Source organism: Campylobacter concisus (genome assembly GCF_002913765.1).
GTDB classification, from domain to species: Bacteria; Campylobacterota; Campylobacteria; order Campylobacterales; family Campylobacteraceae; genus Campylobacter_A; species Campylobacter_A concisus_BB.
The window spans coordinates 383,371-401,011 of sequence record NZ_PPCH01000025.1; the positions used below are offsets into that span (position 1 = coordinate 383,371).

Below are 17,641 nucleotides of genomic sequence, written 5' to 3' on the forward strand. Positions count from 1 at the left end.
TTACTTCCTTAAATTAATTTTTTCTTCTATCAATGCATCAGTATAAACAGCGAACCCGCTGCTTGAAATATCGTCTATTTCATAGTTTCCACCACTTGCTAAGATGGCGTTGTCTTTTAAAAATCTAAAAAATAAACTATCATAATATCTCATTTTTGAGTAATATAGCGGAACTATTCTTAAATTTTTATATTCTAGTGATTTGGCTACACTTTGTAAATTTCTTAGCGCCTCTTTTAGCTTATCAGGGACTAAATTTACTATCTCATCAAGCTCGCTAGTGTCCTTTAAAAGGGCTAGTTTGCTAAGCCACGGCACGTTTTGGGCTAAGATCTTTTCTAGCCATGAATTTTCAAAAATTTCTATCTCTAAGTTTAAAATTTCGCAGATGATCCTTGGGATTTGCATATTGCTAAGCTGCAAACAAGCACCGATCTCAAGCTCGCTAAAGAGCTTTGCTACTATGTTTATGCTCTTTAAAATGTCGTTTTCACCGATAAGCTCAGCGCCTATTTGATAAATTTCTTGGCTTGGGTAGCGAAAGACTGGCTGGATGTAAAACCACCTCCTTGGCTCGTTTGCTTTAAGCCTTCTAAGCACGATCCTAACGGTATCAACAGTGCTATCAGCCCTTAGGCTTATCTCGTGGTTTAGACTGTCGCTAAAGCGCAGAAGGTTTGTCGCATCTACGCTTAGATGTTGATGATACGAAAAAAACGGCGTTACGATCTCGCTAAAACCTTCATCTTCTAAAATTTCACTCGCTTTTTGCTCGATTTTTCTCTTTAGTTTTGCGCTTTTTGCAAAGTAAAGTTTGCTTCCGTTTGGGATCTCGTGCTCATAAACATTTACATCACTCAACTCTTATCTCCTTACTAAAACCTAAATTTATATCGCACTCTTTGATGATGGACACGGCTAGATTATAGAGTTCGCCGCTGTCACTACTGCTTGCTAGTTTGCTTAAATTTATAGAAATTTCTTGATTAAATTTACCTATATTTTTTATCTCATCTTCTATTTTTTGCTTTAGGCTTTGTGCTAGTTTGTCATCTTGATTTAAATTTGCTATCACTTCATTTGCAAGCTCTTTTAGCACGACTAAGCCTTTAAAAAGCTCGAAATTTTCGCTATTTTTATAGTCTTTTATGTGTAGATATGGTCTTTCAAATTTAAACAAAGCAGCATCTTTTGCCAAAAGTGCCAATGAGAAAATGTTACCTTGAAATTTATCAAAGCCAAGACCAAGTAAAAACTCAAGCGTTCTTTTGTCATCTATATTTTTTATAGTCGCATTTAGTCCAAATTTATCAGCCACAAACCTTATCATATTTATGCTCTCAAGCGCCTCTTTTGAGTTAAAGATATGTTTGCAGAATTTATTATCTATATTAAAGCGGTTTGTCTTTAGCATGCCAAGAGCTTCTATCGAGCTTGAGTATGAGGCAAAGTCATCAAGCGAGAAGTGTATGCCAAGCTCTTTATATTTTCTAACATAAATTTCTAAAATTTCTAAATTTGTAGCTGTTGCAGCGTCGATAACATCGATGATAAGCCCAGTTGGATCAAGGCTTTTATCCTCATCAAATATCGCTTTAAATTTATGCCAAAATTCCTCTGTAAAGAGCTTTTTAACGCTTAAATTTACGCGAACCTTTGCGCTTATGCCATTTTCTAGCCACATCTTTCTTGCTACAAGCGCCTCTTTTATCGTAAATAAAGCGATATTGCTCGATGCACTACTTGTCTTTATAAGTGGTAAAAAGTCGCTTGGATAGATGATCTCGCCATCTTTTCTCCATCTAATAAGCGCTTCAAAACTTAAAGTCTCGCCCGTGCTAAAGCTGATCTCTGGTTGAAATTCTAAAAACATCTCGCCAGCGTCAAGCGCTTTTAAAATTTTTGAGCCATCTTCGTATTGGCTCTTAAAATAGACATCTTTTTTCGCATCAAATGTATAGCTTCTGTTTTTGCCACTTATCTTAGCTTGATACATCGCCCAGTCGGCTCTTTGTAGCACATCATCAGCCCCAAGCTCACTATCAGCCAAGGCTATGCCTACGCTAGCGCTTGCTTTTAGTTTTAGCTCGTCTATCTTTACTTCATCTGAAGCTAGCCTTAGCATATTTTGCGCTATCTCATAGACTTCGCCTAAATTTTCGTAGTTTATGACGCCTACAAACTCATCTCCGCCTATCCTTGCAAAGATATTTTTGCCATTAAACATAGCGCCTATCTTTTCAGAGATAGCTACTAAAAATTTATCGCCTATTTGGTGACCAAAGTTGTCATTTATGCTCTTAAAATCATCCATATCAAGGTAGATGACGGCTATTTTTTGTTCATTTTTTTGTATGAGAGAATTTAGCTTGTTGTAGAGTAAAAATCTATTTGGTAGCTTTGTGAGCGGATCGTGATATGCGATAAATTCTAGATATTTCTCATTTTGCGCTTCGTTATTTGCAAGCATTGCTAGCATGATGTAGCCGGTTTTTTTCTCGCTCGCATCGATAAGCGGTAAAATTTCTATGACTTCAAGCTTGCTTTTGTTTTTATTATTTTCGCTCCAAACCTTGCCACTCCACGAGCCACCTTGGTTTATGGTCTCTATGATCTGGTGTTTTATATCGCTTAAGCCTTGCTTTATAAAGGTGATATCTTTTAGATATACGCTATCTTTTGCGCCCGAACTTTCAAAAAATGCGTCATTTGCATCAATGATCCTCATCTCCTCATCAAGCAAGACGACCTCTTCTTTGCTAAATGAGAAAATTTTTGCAAGCAGGTCTTGGCAGACAAAGAAGCTATCTTCTAGGCTAAGGTCTCTTAACGTGCCTTTTATCAAGCTTACTTCGCCAAATTCGTCGTATTCAAGCGCTTTTGCCCTTAGTCTAAAGTGTAAAATTTCTTTATCTATGCTGTAAAGCTTGATATCTTTGATGTATGTTTGAGCATCTCTTAAGCTCTCAAAAAAGCTATAAAAACTATCAAACTCATCGACAAAGACCGACTTTGCTTGCTCGAAATTTAGAGTGCTTTGCGTGCCAAGAATTTTACTTAGCTCATCTGAGATGTTAAGCATGTCGCTTCTTTTATTCCAAGTAAAGACATTTGCCTCACTCGCCCAAAGCAGAGCCTTGCTCTCCTTGCTTTGCTTTTCAAATCTCTCTTGAAGCTTTAGCATATCGCTAAGATCGGTAAATGAGTAGATGACCTTTTGCTCGTCTGCATCGATAAATTTAGCCTTTATCTTAAATGGAATTTTCTTGCCGTAAGCGTTTGTCATATTTGCTATGAAATTTAGCTCTTCATTTTTAAAGCTTGCTTGTAAAAAGGCCTTTTTACTTGCTAGCACGGCAGCTTTAAAGCTATCAAAGTCCTCGCTTGCGATGATATCTTCTAAATTTATGAGACCTTGGCTTTGGACATTAAAAATTCTCTCGACATTGTTTGTGCTTTGGATGATCAAAAATGGCTCTTGTGCCGAAGCGATGGCGATGACATTTGGCGATAAAAAGACGTAGCTTTTGATGATATCGTCATTTCTTTGCGTCATCTTTTCTTGAGTGATATCTTTTATGAGTATGAAATTTAGCCTTGTGTTTTCTAGCTCAAAGCTACTTTGGGTCGCTAAAACGTCGATTATTTCGCCATTTTTACGCCTTAGCTTAGCTTCATAAGATAGATCATTATTTATAGCGTTTTCTCTATCTTCTGCTAAATTTTTAGACTCATCTTCAAGTAGCTCTTTGATATTTAGATCTGCTACGTCATCTTTTTTGTAGCCTAGATTTTCTAAAAGAGCGTTGCTAATGTCCGTGATGACGCCAGTATAAGCGTCATAGACCACGATCTTTAAAAAGCTCTTTTCAAATACATAGCCAAATCTACTCTCGTAGCTTTGTGCCGTCTCGTAAGCTTTATCTCTATCTTCGTAGAGTTTTTTGATGCTGTTGTTTAGCGAGGTAAATTCTTTTATGTCAAATTCTTCATCAGTTGGCTTACTTTTATCTGCCGCAAAAAGAGTGATTCTAGTAAATGGAGAGAGAATTTTATCTTTTATATATGAGTTATCACGTAGCCAAAGTATGCTAAATGCGACAAAACAGAAAAACGAAAGCACGACTAGAACTAGCTGGATAAAGATCTGTGCTTGCCTGCTAGAGCCTGTTATGACAAATAGCTTTTGCTCTTCTAGGTAGCTGATCTTGTAAAAATTCATATCCTTTAGTTTAAAAATGATCTTGTCAGCTTTAAACTCGCCACCTTGTGAGATGTATTTGTTAAAGTCCTCTTTTATAAATTTTCTATAAAACTCATCTCTTGAGAGGTTGCCATCTTTATCGACCAAAAAGACGTATGCGGCAAGGTTTTTATTGTAGCCTGTATCGACCTTGTTTTTTAAAAGATTTTGATTTAGCTGAACGAGAATTTTATTGCCATTTTTTAGCCCGTAAGCTATGTAGATATCTTTAAAGCGTCTATTTTTATAAAATCTATCAGAGAGCCTAAACTCGCCTGCTTTTATATCTGAAAACCACGAGATATCGTAGTTGTGTAACTCAAAAGCGCCCTCAAATTTACGCTCATAAAGCAAGGAGTTATCTTTTGCTATCACGTAAAAAGCGGCGTAGAATTTACTTACAACAGTATCTTCATAAAATGGCTCTACGCCGTTTGCTATGAGTCTTGCCTTTGTGGTGATATTGTCTTTTACCTCTACAAATGTACTCACGATATTGTTTCTAGTGATTAAATTTAGCGTTGAAATTTCATATTTTATATCGTTTATGCCAGCAAATATGACAAAAAGTGCAAGAAAGATGAAGGCAAAAAGAAGTAGTGCTATCTTTACATAGAACCTCTTAAAAATCTGCAAAACTGGTTTAGCGCTATTTTTTTGCATTAAATTTAAGCCTCGCTTTTTAAAACTAGCCATGATTTTAACGCAAATTTACTTTTTTTAGCTTATAAAATGCCTTTTTGTTTAAATTTAAAGAGATCACAGGGCGTTTTGCCCCGTGACTTAGTAGATCCAAGTAACTACTTCGGCTCTTTGTCTGCGTAGTTTTTCAGGTTGTGGGTTTAGGCGGTAGCCAAATGGCACTAAAATAGCCACTCTTTTTTCGCTCTCATCAAGACCTAAAATTTCATTTAAAGCGTGTCTGTCAAAGCCTTCTATCGGGCAGCTGTCAATCCCAAGACTAGCGGCTGCGTTCATCATATTTGTTGCAGCTATCATGCACTGCTCGTGTGACCACTGAAATGTTAGCTCATCGTCATTTTTGAAATTTGATAGCAAAAAGTCGTGATAAAATTTCTGCCTTGCAGCGATAGCTTCGGGGTCTTTATCAGCCCTTCTAGCGATCATTTTATCGATATAGCTACTACCAACTTTTACCTCTTTGATCTTTGCTAAGATGACAACTAAATGCGAGCAAGAGGTGATTTGCACTTGGTTCCACGAAACAGCTTTTATCTTCTCTCTAAGCTCTTTGTTTTGCACGACTAAAAAGTCCCACTGCTCAAGGCCAGTCGAGCTTGGGCTTAGTCTGCCAGCCTCTAGGATAAAGTCAAATTCGCCAGCGCTGATCTTTTTGCTCTCGTCAAAAATTTTGCAAGCGTGACGAAATTTTAAAATTTCAAGATAGTTCATCATATCTCCTTTGTTAAATTTCTTGACATTATAAAGCGACTAGGTAAATTAAAAGAAATTTAGCCAGACTTTAGCTGGCCTTAAAATAGGCTAAATTTAGCCTAGAGTTAGTTTAAAAATATATCAAACTCGCCTTTTTGTATCGCCTCTGCGATGATGGCTGAGCGCTCATAGCCAGCCTCTTTTAGGCGCTTTAGAGCTAAATTTGCATCGTTCTCGCTAACAGCTAGCAAAAGTCCGCCAGAAGTTTGCGCGTCAAAAAGCATGATATCAGCCTCTTTGCTCACAAAATGCTTTGCAAATTCGCGGTTTTTGTAGCTTCCCTCTGGGATGATGCCCATGTCGGCAAATTCTTTCGCACTTGCGATCACTGGCACATCTTTTTCAAAGACATTAAAGCTGATCTTGTCGTTTAACATCTCGCTTAAATGCCCTAAAAATCCAAATCCAGTCACATCGGTAGCCGCATAAACTTTGATGCCACTTAGTGCTTTTAGAGCGTAGAAATTTAGCTGAGCCATGATGCCTGCGACCTCATTTATTTGCTCCAAACTTAACAGATCAGCCTTGATCGCTGTGCTTAGGATACCGCTGCCAAGAGGCTTTGTGAGGATCAAAATGTTACCAACTTCTGCAGTGTTGTTTGCCCAGAAATTTTGTGGGCTCACCTTGCCAGTCGCACTTAGTCCATAATACATCTGCTGCGTCTCTATCGTATGTCCGCCAACGATGACGCCGCCACACTCTCTTACTTTATCGGCTCCACCTTGCAAAATTTCGCCTAAAATTTCAGGTGCAAGGTTGCAACTATCAAAGCCCACGATATTTAGGGCGTTTATCACCTCGCCACCCATTGCAAAGACGTCACTTAGGCTATTTGCAGCAGCGATCTGACCATATATAAATGGGTCATTGACTACTGGCGTGATAAAGTCAAGCGTCTGAACGAGTGCTAGATCGTCTGAGAGCTTAAAAACGCTCGCGTCCTCGTTTGAGCCGATGCTTGAGAGCAGGTTTGGATGAGATAAATTTAAACTACTAATCGTTTTGTGAAGACCCGACGGGTCAAGCTTAGCAGCTCAACCAGCGGCTTTAACGAACTGCGTAAGCTTTTTGTCGTTATAGATCATAGTTTGATTTGCTCGTGAGTTGAGAGTATGTCAATGATCTCATAAGCGTTTGAAATTTCGCCAACTGCAAGATCGCTTACTAGTTTATAAGCCTCCAAGCAGCTTCCGCAGCTTAAAATTTGAACGCCAGCAGCTTCAAGATCTTTAAGCGGCTTAAAGCTTGGATGTGAGCGGTTTGTCGTCATCTTAACGGCGTTATTTACGCAGATGATTATCTTTGGTTTTTTCTCTACTTGAAGAAGTGCGCCTAGGAATTTTGATAGCAAATTTATGCCAACTTCGCCGCTACCTGCGTGTTCTTCGTTTAGATAGAGCACTTTTTCATTTTTTGGTGTTATGTCGCAGACAAATTCATCAAAATTTGTAAGCTCAAGTGCGCTTTTGCCCTTGATGGCTAAAATTTTAGTCTCATTGCCATTGCTTTCTAGGCTAAATTCTATATTTTGATTTTTCAAAAATCTCGAGATATTCTCTTTTGGAGCTAGGGCATTTACGATGATCTCTAAGCTCTCTCCCTCATTTAGGCCCTCAAGTGCGTTTTTAGTCATGATGACTGGTTTTGGGCACTCTAAATTTCTGCAATCAATTGTTCTTGTCATTGTTTTTCCTTTGTGATTAGTATTTCAAACCTTGAAACTGATTTTGGATTATAGCTAAAAAATATTAATTTTTTAAAAGGATTTGTGCTGTGAAATTTGCTATAAAAGAGAGTTTGACCCTGCGTAAGTCGCAAGGTCAAGGTTGATTATTTTAAATTTGTGTAAGATTTCTCGTAGTCAGATACTGGGATCTTGTTTTCCTTAACAAGCTCTTGATACCAGTAGTGGTGAAGTACATAAACCTCTTCTTCTTCTTTGTATCCAGTGACCATTGACCAGATAGCGCCATGTATAGCGATCGCAGCCATATAAATATGAACTAGGAAAAATACCGCACAGACGATGCCAAGGCAGTTGTGGATAACTACGCTATATCTTAAAAGATCGATTTGAGAGATACCAAACCAACTAGCAACTGCTGGCTCTTTAATATCCATGAAATACATAATCGCACCAGTGATGATCATCACGATACCACCAGGGATAGCGATCCAGTACCATGCCTTTTGACCAGCGTTAAATTTACCAGCAGGGACTGGTTTTTTCTTCTTTGATAGATAACCACCAACTATCATCATCCATCTGATGTCATAAACAGCTGGAAGCATTCTGATAGTCCAAGCAAATAACATAGGAAGCACAGAAATAGCAAATATAATAGTCGCTATATCGTGCAAGTATCTACAGAAACGCACAAATGTGCCACCGCCAAGCTCTGCACCCCACATGATGATGATGCCAGTTGGCACTAAGATGATCCAAGAGATCGCAGCTAAGCCGTGAGCTATACGTTCGATCAGTGAAAACGCAAATACTTTTTTGCCATCGTGACTAAAGTGTTTTGGTCCGATGATCAAGAAGTGTAGCACGAACGCGCCGATAACAGCTAAAATGATAGAAAGTGCAGCTATCGCGAAGTAGTCGTTGCCTTGTATAAAAGTAAATATCGGGCCCCAGCCATGCTCATAAGGCTTGATATTTTCTATCCTCTGTGCTGCCCAAATGGTGCTGTCAAATTGATTGACACCAGTTGGTCCTTCAATGGCCATTGCCGCAACGGACAATGTAAAAAGTAGAGTAAGAATTCTCGTCATTTTATTCCTTTATTTGCTAAAGCTTAAATGATTTAAGCTTTGGTTAAATATGCTAAAATCACACAGCTATGCCGTTTTGTGGCTATTATATCAGAGCTAATCACAAGCAAACCTTAGCAAAAAAGATTACTAAAATTTTTATAAAAAATATTTAAGTTTTGTTAATTTTGATAAACGCTGATATAAATTTTGAGCAGTAAAAATCTCAATTTTTTACCTAAAAACGTGGTTAAATTCAAAGTTTAGAAATGGTGCTAGATAAATTTGAATATTTTTATCAAAAAGCTAATGCTTTATAAATTTAGCTTTTTAGCTCAAAATACCTTATTAAATTTATATTTTCTAAAAATTGAATTAAAATATCAAAAGCATTTTAGATCTCTATTAAAAGGCGAAACAATGAACATTTACGCTCTTATCTTTGATGATTATGAGACGCTCGATCTCATGGGGCCGGTCGAATTTTTAGCCAGAGTGCCTGAGCTAAATTTAAATTTTGTTTCATTTGAAGGCGGAGCAAAAAGAAGCAAGCAAGGTTTTCTTATAAAAACAAAAAAACTTAGCAAGATGCCAAAAGAGAGCGTTTTGCTACTCCCTGGAGGTCAGGGCACAAGGGCGCTGGTAGGTGATAAAGAGTTTATCTCTAGACTAAAAGAGTGCGTTTTGGCGTCTAAATTTTGTCTAAGCGTCTGCACAGGCTCAGCCCTACTAGCAAAAACTGGGCTGCTTGATGGGCTAAAAGCGACGTCAAGTAAAAGATCGCTTGAGTGGGTAAAAAGTTGCGGCAAGGCTGTAAAATGGCAAGAGCGCGCCAGGTGGGTGAGAGCAGGTAAGTTTTACACAGCTTCAGGCGTCGCTGCTGGCATGGATATGGCGCTTGGATTTATCAGTGATCATTTTGGCAAGGAGCTAGCCCAAAAGATCGCAAACGAGACCGAATATAACTGGCAAAAAAGCTCAAAGATAGATAAATTTGCCAAAATTTATGGGTATTAAATTTAAAATAGCTTGCGACCTTTTGATAAAGTCAGAAATCTACTAAATTTTAAAAAGGATAGCAAGCCAAGATAGCTTTAACAAAAAGTGTCAAGATAAAATTTGTAGATAATAAATTTAAATCATTTTGGAGTTTACAGTCTGGCTTTAAATTTTGAAAACGAAAATAGCTTTGTCAAAAATAGCTTCAAGATAAATTTTTAAATTTAGGCAGCTCAAAGCCATTTTGGCGAAATTTGTAATCCAGATAAATTTGACCTAAATTTAAAAAAGCCAAATTTACCTTCAAAAACTCAGCCTAGTTTCTGCGCCTATACTCTTCGTAGTCTAGCTCTCTAACCATCTTTATCTCGCCATTTTCTTTTAAAAGCAGCAGATCAGGCAGTTTTATGCCGTTAAATGTCGTGTTTTTCACGATGGTGTAGTGAATTTGATCTTCAAATATGACGCGATCATTAATTTGTAGCTCGCTATCAAATTTATACTCCGCATCTCCCGCTTCAAGTCCCACGATATCGCCAGCTAGGCAGGTATTGCCGCCAAATCTATAAGCAAATTTGCCATTTTTGCTCTCACCTCTAACGGCTGGGCGGTAAGGCATGAGCACGGTATCTGGCATGTGCGCCTCGGCTGAGGTGTCAAGTATGGCGATATCTTTCTCGTTGTGCACGATGTCAAGCACGCTGCTTATCAAAAAGCCAGTCTGCCAGCCCACCGCCTCGCCAGGCTCCAGATAGACCTCCACGCCGTATTTCTCGCGAAAACGCTTAATTATCTTTATAAGCAGCTCCACGTCGTAATCAGCCCTCGTGATGTGGTGGCCGCCGCCCATATTTATCCACTTCATCTTTGGTATAAACTCGCCAAATTTCTCCTCAAACGCCTCCAGTACGACTTGCAAGCTGCTCGCACTCTCCTCGCAAAGCGCGTGAAAATGAAGCCCCGTGATGCCATCAAGAAGCTCTGGCTTAAAATTTGCCCTTGTGATGCCAAGCCTGCTAAATTTACCGCATGGGTTGTAGCTATCAGTTGGCGCTAGTGAGACCTCTGGATTGACCCGCAGGCCGCAGATGATGCCGTTTTGAAGGGCAATGCCTTTAAATTTTTGCCACTGAGCAAAAGAGTTAAAGGTGATGTGCTTTGAAATTTTTAAAATTTCATCAAAGTCCTCATCTTTAAAGGCTGGGCTATACGTGTGGATCTCGCCTTTTACGTATTCGTTTGCAAATTTTGCCTCATGAAGCCCACTGCAAGTCGCTCCGTCAAGGTATGAGCCCACCAAGTCCATCACTCCGCTAAATGCAAAACCCTTAAGAGCCACTAAAATTTTAGCTCCGCTTTGCTCTTTTACATACTTTAAAAGCTCTAAATTTTTACGTACTTTTGCCTCTTCGCAGACGTAGGCTGGGGTTTTTATGCTTTTTAAAATTTCATTCATTTTCTTTCTCTTTTGCAAATTTTCAAATAAGTATATCTAAATTTATTTTTAAGTAAAATCAGTAAAAATTTCAAAGGATAAAATGTGATAGAGATCGAATTTCTTGGGCCTATCGGGCTTGAGAGTATAAAAGTAGAAGCAAAAAATTTAGGCGAGGTAAAAGCGGCAATAAGTGAGAAAGAGGAGCTTAAAAAGTGGCTAAATATCTGCGCTGTGGCTGTAAATGACGAGATCGTAAGCGATATAAATTTCGCTCTTAAATCAGGCGATAAAATTTCTATCTTACCGCCAGTTTGTGGAGGCTAAGATGCAAATTTATAATGGTAGCTTGGACGTTCAAAGCATCACAAACGAGTGGTATGATAAATTTAAAGATAAAAACTGCGGTGCGCTCATCACTTTTGTAGGCATAGTAAGAGAAGAGGGCGGTATTTCGGCGCTTAGCTTTGACATCTACGAGCCGATCCTTAAAAAATGGCTAGATGCTTGGCAGGAGAGAGCCAAAAAAGAAAATGCCTATGTGCTCTTTGCTCACTCAAAAGGCGATGTGCCAGTGCATACGAGCTCTTATGTAGCAGGTGTTGTTAGTCCTCAAAGAAAGGTCGCATTAAGGCTTATAAACGAGTTTGTCGAGGACTTTAAGGCAAATGCACCGATCTGGAAATATGACGTGATAAATGGTGAGAGAATTTACGCCAAAGAGCGCAGCCAAGCGATAAATGGCGCCGGACTTTTGGCATAAGAGGGCAAAAATGATAACCAAAGAGAGTAAAAAAGATGTTTTTTGGGCGCTAGCCTTTGGGCTTGGGCTCTTTGTCTTTAGCGTCGCTAGCTACTTTTATCTTGATCTTGGCACGCCCTCTCTTTTTGGTGTCATCGTTGGCGCCATTTCAACCTTTTTTTGCGTGAGAAAAATTTTGCAAAACAACTTTTTTGAGATAGATGATGATGGATTTGTCATCACAAAAGGCTCAAAAAATATTAAATTTTTCTTCAAAGATATCGATGAGATCGCTATTAAAAGCTTTGGCGATAAGAAAAAGGTCGATGCGCTAAGTGTTAAATTTAGAAAAAATCGCCTCGATAGAGATGCTTGCTTTGGACTAGTTCAGGCACTTGGCGATGATATGATCGTTATTTTTGACAGATACGAACTCTCACAATTTACACTTTCAAAAGAGCTTCGAGATAGGCTCGCTAAATTTAAAGATAGGGCGTAAAAGCTTCTTAATTCGTATAGCTTTCAAGTTTTTCGTGGTCGATGATGAGAAATTCGTGCGGTGTGATCTTCCTGATGATGTCGTCTTTGATAAGCTCATTAAAGGCTGTTGAGGCGCTTTGGCGCTTGAGACCAACAAAGCTTGAGAGCACTTTTAGAGAAAACGGCAAAAACACGTATCGGTAGCCATTTTGTTTTAGATCTTGCTCATTTGCAAGCTCGATTAAGAAATTTGCGATCCTGCCCTTTGCGTCCTCAAAAAGTATCGACTTTGTGATCTGGCGCTGCACGATGATGGTGTTTAGTGTGGTTGTTAGGATCTCGCTTGCAGCTTTTTGATTATGTAAAATTTCGCCGATATTATCTAGTCTAATGACGTAAATTTGGGCATCTTCAAGCACTTCAAATGCACAGTTGTCATCAAGTATGGCGATGTTATTTTTTTCTAAATGATAAAGGATAAATTCCTCGCCATCTTCAAAAAATGAGAGCTTTGCTGAGCCGTTTTTTAGGATAATTATCTCGATATCTTCGGTGTAGATCGTGCTTGTTTTTGGCAGCTCTTTAAACTCAAATTTCTCCAGCTCATCTTGTGTCAAGATATCTAAAATATGTGTTTGTAAAAGCCCTAAGCGTGATTTTTTCATCTTTCTCCCAAAAAAGTGTAAGGGCAGATTTTACTTTATAAAGCATTTAAATAAGTTGAAATTTCTCTTTTTTGGTGTTACTTTTTTTCAAATTCTTTTAAAAATAGTGATAAATTTAAGGGTTTGGCTGCATAAGTTGCAACCAAATTTTAAAAGCCGTGAAGCTCTTTTATCTTCTCATCTATCTGTTTTTTGTGCCCGTCTTTTGTCACACTAACATAGGTCGCGGTGGCGCTTGTGACGTGTATAGTTTCTCTAAAACCGCCATCATTTAGTCTAAGTGCAGTCACTTCTATCTGCGTTGTTATCGATGTTTTACCAACTGCGATGATCTTTGCATAGCAGCTTAGCACGTCGCCAACAAAGACTGGTTGTTTGAAGATGATCTCTTTCATCGAAATCGTCACAACTCGCTCAGGCGAAATTTCTCTAGCAGCCTGAGCACCTGCAAGGTCTATCTGACTCATTATCCAGCCGCCAAAGATATTGCCAGCTGAGTTTGTATCTTTTGGTAGCATCACTTGCTTGATGCGTGGCTCGCCAAAGTCCTTTAAAATGTCCATTTTTTGCCTTTTAGATCTTAAATTTTTGGTAAATTGTAGCAAATTTTAATGGCTTTATGCTAAAATCCTGCAACTTTAAGGGATGAAAAGATGAATGATTTTAAAAGACTAAACGAACTTACAAAAGCGCAAAAATCCAAGCTAAATGCTATTTATAAAAATTTAGATGACAAGATCATAGCTGATGCTCTGAGGATTTGTGCCCTTGATGGCACGCCGAGCCAAAAACTAGCCCTTGCAAGAAGGATCATAGACCTAAAAGTAGACCCACTTCAAAATGAGCTAAAAAAGCTAAATTTAGGCGAGGACGAGCAAAAACGCGTGTTAAATTTGATCTATGACTACGTTAGAAATTTATATGAAAATCTGCACGCCCAGCTTATAAAAAAGGCACGTGATGAGCAAATTTTAGAGCCTTTTTATCAAGCTTTTGTAGAGGCTATGCACGAGCTTGGGCTTAGTCTAAATGCGTGGCAAATTTCATGGCAAGATAAGATAATAGACACCACAAATAAAGAGTTTGAAGCTAAATTTAAAGATTTAAGCCAGGCAAATGAGTTTATCACTAAAAACGGCTTATTTCAGTGTGATAGTAATGGCGTAAGAGCCGATAGAACGTATGGTGCAGTTTGCAAAGAGGGCGAGAAATTTAGCTTTTTGCCTTACGCGCTTGCTTTTAAAGATGAGGTTAGAGAGCTTAAAAAAGTATTTATAAAAAACCTTGAAATTTTAAGAAATTTTGCTCAAAATGACGAGCAAAAATCCTACGTAAAATACCTTGAAAAGCTACAAAACGCCTTTTGCGAAGAGGACAACGCAAAAGTAATAAATGCTTGGCAAGAGGCTGAGATAGCGTGGATGGATGTAAAAGGAGCACTTCAGCCAGGTCATCCGCTAGAGTACTACGAGGATGCCTACACGCACGCAGTCGCGCTTGAGTGGGACATCAGGCTGGTGGATAGCGAGGGCATTGATGAGCTTAAATTTAAAGAAAAAGTGACAAAAACTTACAAAAGCGTCTGCGAAAAAATCAAATTTGATAACGCCGTGACAAACAAGGCAGTTAGTGAAAATATTGCTAGAACACAGCTTTATATAAGCGTGCCGATGATCTACTATGGGGCAGAGCTAAATGGGCTTTTTAGCGCTCAAGTCGTGCCAAATGATGAGAGTGTGAGCGCAAAATGCGGCAAGAAAATTTTTGCCTTTGTAAATCACGTCTATGAGGGCGCAAAGGCAAAGCCTTTTATGAAGCTTGGGGCTGAAATTTTTAGCAAGGAATTTTTGGATTTTGGTAGAGAGATTTTATTTTTAAAGCCAAAAATTTGGAAAAAAGTATATGAAATTTCAACGATCGGCCATGAGTTTGGGCACATTTTATTTATCGGACTTGATACTGAGATGAGCATGAATAAAAGTGGCGTCTTTAAATTTATAGAAGAGTACAAGGCAACAACTGGCGGGCTAGTAAATTTCTTCTTGCACGAAGAGGCGGAGTATAAAATGGCCGTCTTTCACGAGCTAATAGCCCGTGCGGTTGGGCTTATAGCGTGGCGAAAGGTCGATGAAGTTAGGGCTTATTACTGCGAGGGGCTCATACATCTTAGCCTGCTTTTTAGGGCTGGAGTGCTTAAATTTGACGGCAAACTAAGCGTGGATATGAGCGAGCAAGCTTATGCTAAATTTAAAGAAATTTGCTTGCAAAACTACTTTGACCTAGCGCAAACATACGCTAAAAAAGATGATGCGAGCACGTTTTTGGAGAAATTTTGCCAAAAAGATGAGCAAAGCTATCTGCCAAAAGATGAAGAGTGCAAGAAATTTGTCGAGCATTTTTACGCTAGGTACGAGGCTATAGGCAACGACGTCGATGATAGCGGCGAGTGGCAAAGATGGCAAAAACTAGCCCAAGAAGCGGAGAGTAGCCGTGCTTGATAGGATAACAAATTTTCACAACGGCTCATTTTTATTTATATTTGCCCTGATTATTGCTTATTTTTTTGCTATTTATCTGGGTGATCAGTTTTATCTGACAGCTATATCAGTAGGCACTGATGTAGTGATCGCCTTGTTTTTGTTCTTTTTCTTAAAAAGTAGTAGAAATTTAAACTCATACTGGACCTATATATTTTTAGCTATCGCGAGCTGGGCGCTGGCTGATATCCTTTTATTGCTTTATGATAGATCGCTTCTTATGCCAGGAAACATCTCCCGCACGGATCTTATGCAAATTTTATATTTGATCCCATTTTTTATGTTTCTTGTATCTGCCATTGCTTTTTTTGCAAGAATTTTAAAAAGAGTGATATGGCAGCAAGTCGTGGTAGATGCGCTTGCTTTGATGCTTATAACGGTTAGTTTTTTTTGGTTTGTAATTTTTGATAGAAGTCTAGCAGTAGCGCTTAATAAAGAATTCGTGACTAGTCTTTCATACATCATAATGGATATTTTTATCTTTTGCTTTGTCTTTGTTGTCGCATTTTCACTAAATTTTGTATCAAAAAAACCAGCTTTTAGCTATAAAAGAGTTAGCCTACTTTTATATCTATCAGCCTTGCTTATCATTTGCATTTGCGACGCATACTACTCATCAAAGGCCTATTTGACGCATGGCGGTACAAATGTTCATTACGAGTTTTTCTTTAAAGTTGCATTTTTTATTATATTTGTAGCTTGCTTACATCTAAAGGAAAACGAGGCAAATATCAAGATAAGAAGCTACAGAAAAGACTATACAAGGGCGCTTATATATAAATTTATCACCCTGCTTATCGTATCCCTACTTTTTTTAGGAGCTGCTAATACAGATAAAATTTACTCAGTTTGGATAGTTTTTCTACTTATGGTTTTGCTAGCCTATGCAGCGCTAATTTATAGTATCTCAAGTACAGTTGCTATGAGGGATCTAGCTAGATCTGAAAGGCATATCATCGCTAAACTAGATGAAGAGATCAAAGATAGTCTAAGAGAGCTTGAAGAGAAAAACGAGCGCTTAAGGCAGCTTAGTGAATTTGACTCACTCACTGGACTTTTAAATAGGCAGTCATTTTTAAGCAAACTTTCAGAGATGATAAAGACTAAAGCGCTTGGCGAGAAGATAGACATTTATAGTATCGACATCAACCACTTTAAAGCTATAAATGACTCATACGGCCACTACGTAGGCGATGAGGTGCTTTTAAAACTTTCTAAAAATATCAAAGCGATCTTGCCAGAAGGTGCTATCATCTCAAGGTTTGGCGGTGATGACTTTATGATAGTTTTAAAACAAAAAAATGAGGGGCATTATAGAGAATTTTTATACTATCTGCTAAACATCATAGCCGAGCAAATCTCAGTTGGCGACTATAAGATAGCTCTTGGAGCAAAGGTTGGCGTTAGCTCAACTCAAACAAGTGAAATTTTAGCTGATGATCTCATCATGCAAGCTGGAGCTGCACTTGATGCAGCCAAAAGAGATGTTAATACAAAATATGTCTTTTATGATGATATAAAAGAGATTATTCAGGAGAAAAACTACATAGAAATTTTGCTAAATTCTATGAATTTTGATGAGGAATTTAGCCTAAATTTTCAGCCGCAGTATCTGCTAAATGGTAAAAAGATAATAGGCGCTGAGGCATTAATTAGATGGAACTCTCCGGTAAAAGGCTTTGTAAGTCCGGCTAAATTTATCCCAGTAGCTGAGCAAAGCTCAATTATAAATACAATAGGAATATGGGTGGCAAAAGAGGCCATAAGGCAGATGAGCTACTGGAATAAAAAGTATGGCATCAGCCTAAAAGTTGGCATCAATATCTCGCCAAAACAGGTTGATAATATAAATTTTGCATCGGACATCTTTGGCTATGTTGAAGAATTTGGCATGGATCCAAAGTGCGTTGATATCGAGCTTACAGAGGCAAGTCTCGTCAATGCCGAAGAGATCATGCAAACAGTCTTAAAGAAATTTTCAGATAATGGCATGAGCATCTCTATCGATGACTTTGGCACTGGCTTTTCGTCGATGAACTACGTCAAAAAGTATCCACTAGATAGGCTAAAGATCGCAAAAGAGTTAGTTGATAACATCGCTACAAACGAGATAGATAGAGACGTCGTAAAGAGCGTTATAACATTTGCTAAAAATATCGGGCTAAAAACGATCGCTGAGGGTGTTGAAGATGAAACTCAGCTTGAAATTTTAAGAGAGCTAGGCTGCGATGAGATACAAGGTTATTTCTGGGGTAAGCCGATGAGCGCTAAAGACTTTGAAGAGCTCATAAGAATCACGCTTGATCACATCTAAGCTTGTAAATT

15 protein-coding genes are annotated in these 17,641 nt (G+C 38.5%); 6 read left to right on the forward strand and 9 right to left on the reverse strand.

From position 1 onward, the window contains the following. The 6 genes from CYO89_RS08765 to CYO89_RS08790 form a co-directional block, all read right to left on the reverse strand. The gene (locus tag CYO89_RS08765) at positions 1 to 861 is read right to left on the reverse strand and encodes an ATP phosphoribosyltransferase regulatory subunit (protein WP_103597992.1); all 861 of its coding nucleotides are present in this window, start codon (positions 859 to 861) and stop codon (positions 1 to 3) included. Next, a complete protein-coding gene (locus CYO89_RS08770; RefSeq protein ID WP_258032555.1) occupies positions 854 to 4,906 on the reverse strand; it encodes a diguanylate cyclase domain-containing protein in 4,053 nt (1,350 codons plus the stop codon). Before CYO89_RS08770 ends, CYO89_RS08765 begins: the two co-directional genes overlap by 8 nt. Before the next feature lie 120 nt (positions 4,907 to 5,026). Then, positions 5,027 to 5,656, reverse strand: a complete 630-nt coding sequence (locus CYO89_RS08775; protein ID WP_103587337.1) for an NAD(P)H-dependent oxidoreductase — start codon at positions 5,654 to 5,656, stop codon at positions 5,027 to 5,029. A gap of 107 nt (positions 5,657 to 5,763) precedes the next feature. Further along, a complete protein-coding gene (gene selD, locus CYO89_RS08780; protein ID WP_181001912.1) occupies positions 5,764 to 6,786 on the reverse strand; it encodes a selenide, water dikinase SelD in 1,023 nt (340 codons plus the stop codon). Next, complete coding sequence (gene yedF, locus CYO89_RS08785) at positions 6,783 to 7,385, reverse strand: sulfurtransferase-like selenium metabolism protein YedF (protein ID WP_103597994.1); 603 nt, start codon at positions 7,383 to 7,385, stop codon at positions 6,783 to 6,785. Before yedF ends, selD begins: the two co-directional genes overlap by 4 nt. Before the next feature lie 146 nt (positions 7,386 to 7,531). Continuing rightward, complete coding sequence (locus CYO89_RS08790) at positions 7,532 to 8,479, reverse strand: formate dehydrogenase subunit gamma (RefSeq protein WP_021092159.1); 948 nt, start codon at positions 8,477 to 8,479, stop codon at positions 7,532 to 7,534. Positions 8,480 to 8,878: 399 nt separating this feature from the next. Between CYO89_RS08790 and CYO89_RS08795 the strand changes: the two genes are divergently transcribed. Continuing rightward, positions 8,879 to 9,475 (forward strand): DJ-1/PfpI family protein, encoded by a 597-nt coding sequence (locus CYO89_RS08795; RefSeq protein ID WP_103598061.1) that lies wholly within the window; start codon positions 8,879 to 8,881, stop codon positions 9,473 to 9,475. Positions 9,476 to 9,773: 298 nt separating this feature from the next. On the opposite strand, the gene nspC is transcribed toward CYO89_RS08795, so the two are convergent. Next, positions 9,774 to 10,913: a carboxynorspermidine decarboxylase gene (gene nspC, locus CYO89_RS08800; protein ID WP_103597995.1), complete on the reverse strand. Its 1,140-nt coding sequence runs from the start codon at positions 10,911 to 10,913 to the stop codon at positions 9,774 to 9,776. Positions 10,914 to 10,997: 84 nt separating this feature from the next. On the opposite strand from nspC, the gene CYO89_RS08805 reads away from it, so the two are divergent. The 3 genes from CYO89_RS08805 to CYO89_RS08815 are packed head-to-tail and all read left to right on the forward strand — an operon-like array spanning position 10,998 to position 12,133. Then, positions 10,998 to 11,219 (forward strand): MoaD/ThiS family protein, encoded by a 222-nt coding sequence (locus tag CYO89_RS08805; protein WP_103597996.1) that lies wholly within the window; start codon positions 10,998 to 11,000, stop codon positions 11,217 to 11,219. A gap of 1 nt (position 11,220) precedes the next feature. Beyond that, a complete protein-coding gene (locus CYO89_RS08810) occupies positions 11,221 to 11,655 on the forward strand; it encodes a molybdopterin synthase catalytic subunit (RefSeq protein ID WP_009295363.1) in 435 nt (144 codons plus the stop codon). 10 nt (positions 11,656 to 11,665) lie between these two features. Beyond that, the gene (locus tag CYO89_RS08815) at positions 11,666 to 12,133 is read left to right on the forward strand and encodes a molybdate transport repressor (RefSeq protein ID WP_103575827.1); all 468 of its coding nucleotides are present in this window, start codon (positions 11,666 to 11,668) and stop codon (positions 12,131 to 12,133) included. Between the two features lie 7 nt (positions 12,134 to 12,140). Here CYO89_RS08815 and CYO89_RS08820 read toward each other — a convergent pair whose 3' ends face one another. After that, on the reverse strand, positions 12,141 to 12,779 hold the full coding sequence (locus CYO89_RS08820) for a Crp/Fnr family transcriptional regulator (protein WP_103557879.1): 639 nt from the start codon (positions 12,777 to 12,779) through the stop codon (positions 12,141 to 12,143). A gap of 149 nt (positions 12,780 to 12,928) precedes the next feature. Beyond that, positions 12,929 to 13,342 carry an acyl-CoA thioesterase gene (locus tag CYO89_RS08825; RefSeq protein ID WP_103597997.1) on the reverse strand — a complete coding sequence of 138 codons (414 nt, stop codon included), beginning with the start codon at positions 13,340 to 13,342 and terminating at the stop codon, positions 12,929 to 12,931. A gap of 90 nt (positions 13,343 to 13,432) precedes the next feature. Here CYO89_RS08825 and ciaB point away from each other — a divergent pair, with 90 nt between their 5' ends. Beyond that, on the forward strand, positions 13,433 to 15,277 hold the full coding sequence (gene ciaB / locus CYO89_RS08830; RefSeq protein ID WP_103597998.1) for an invasion protein CiaB: 1,845 nt from the start codon (positions 13,433 to 13,435) through the stop codon (positions 15,275 to 15,277). Beyond that, a complete protein-coding gene (locus CYO89_RS08835; protein ID WP_103597999.1) occupies positions 15,270 to 17,630 on the forward strand; it encodes a putative bifunctional diguanylate cyclase/phosphodiesterase in 2,361 nt (786 codons plus the stop codon). The genes ciaB and CYO89_RS08835 overlap by 8 nt, the downstream gene beginning before the upstream one ends. Positions 17,631 to 17,641: the final 11 nt, after the last annotated feature.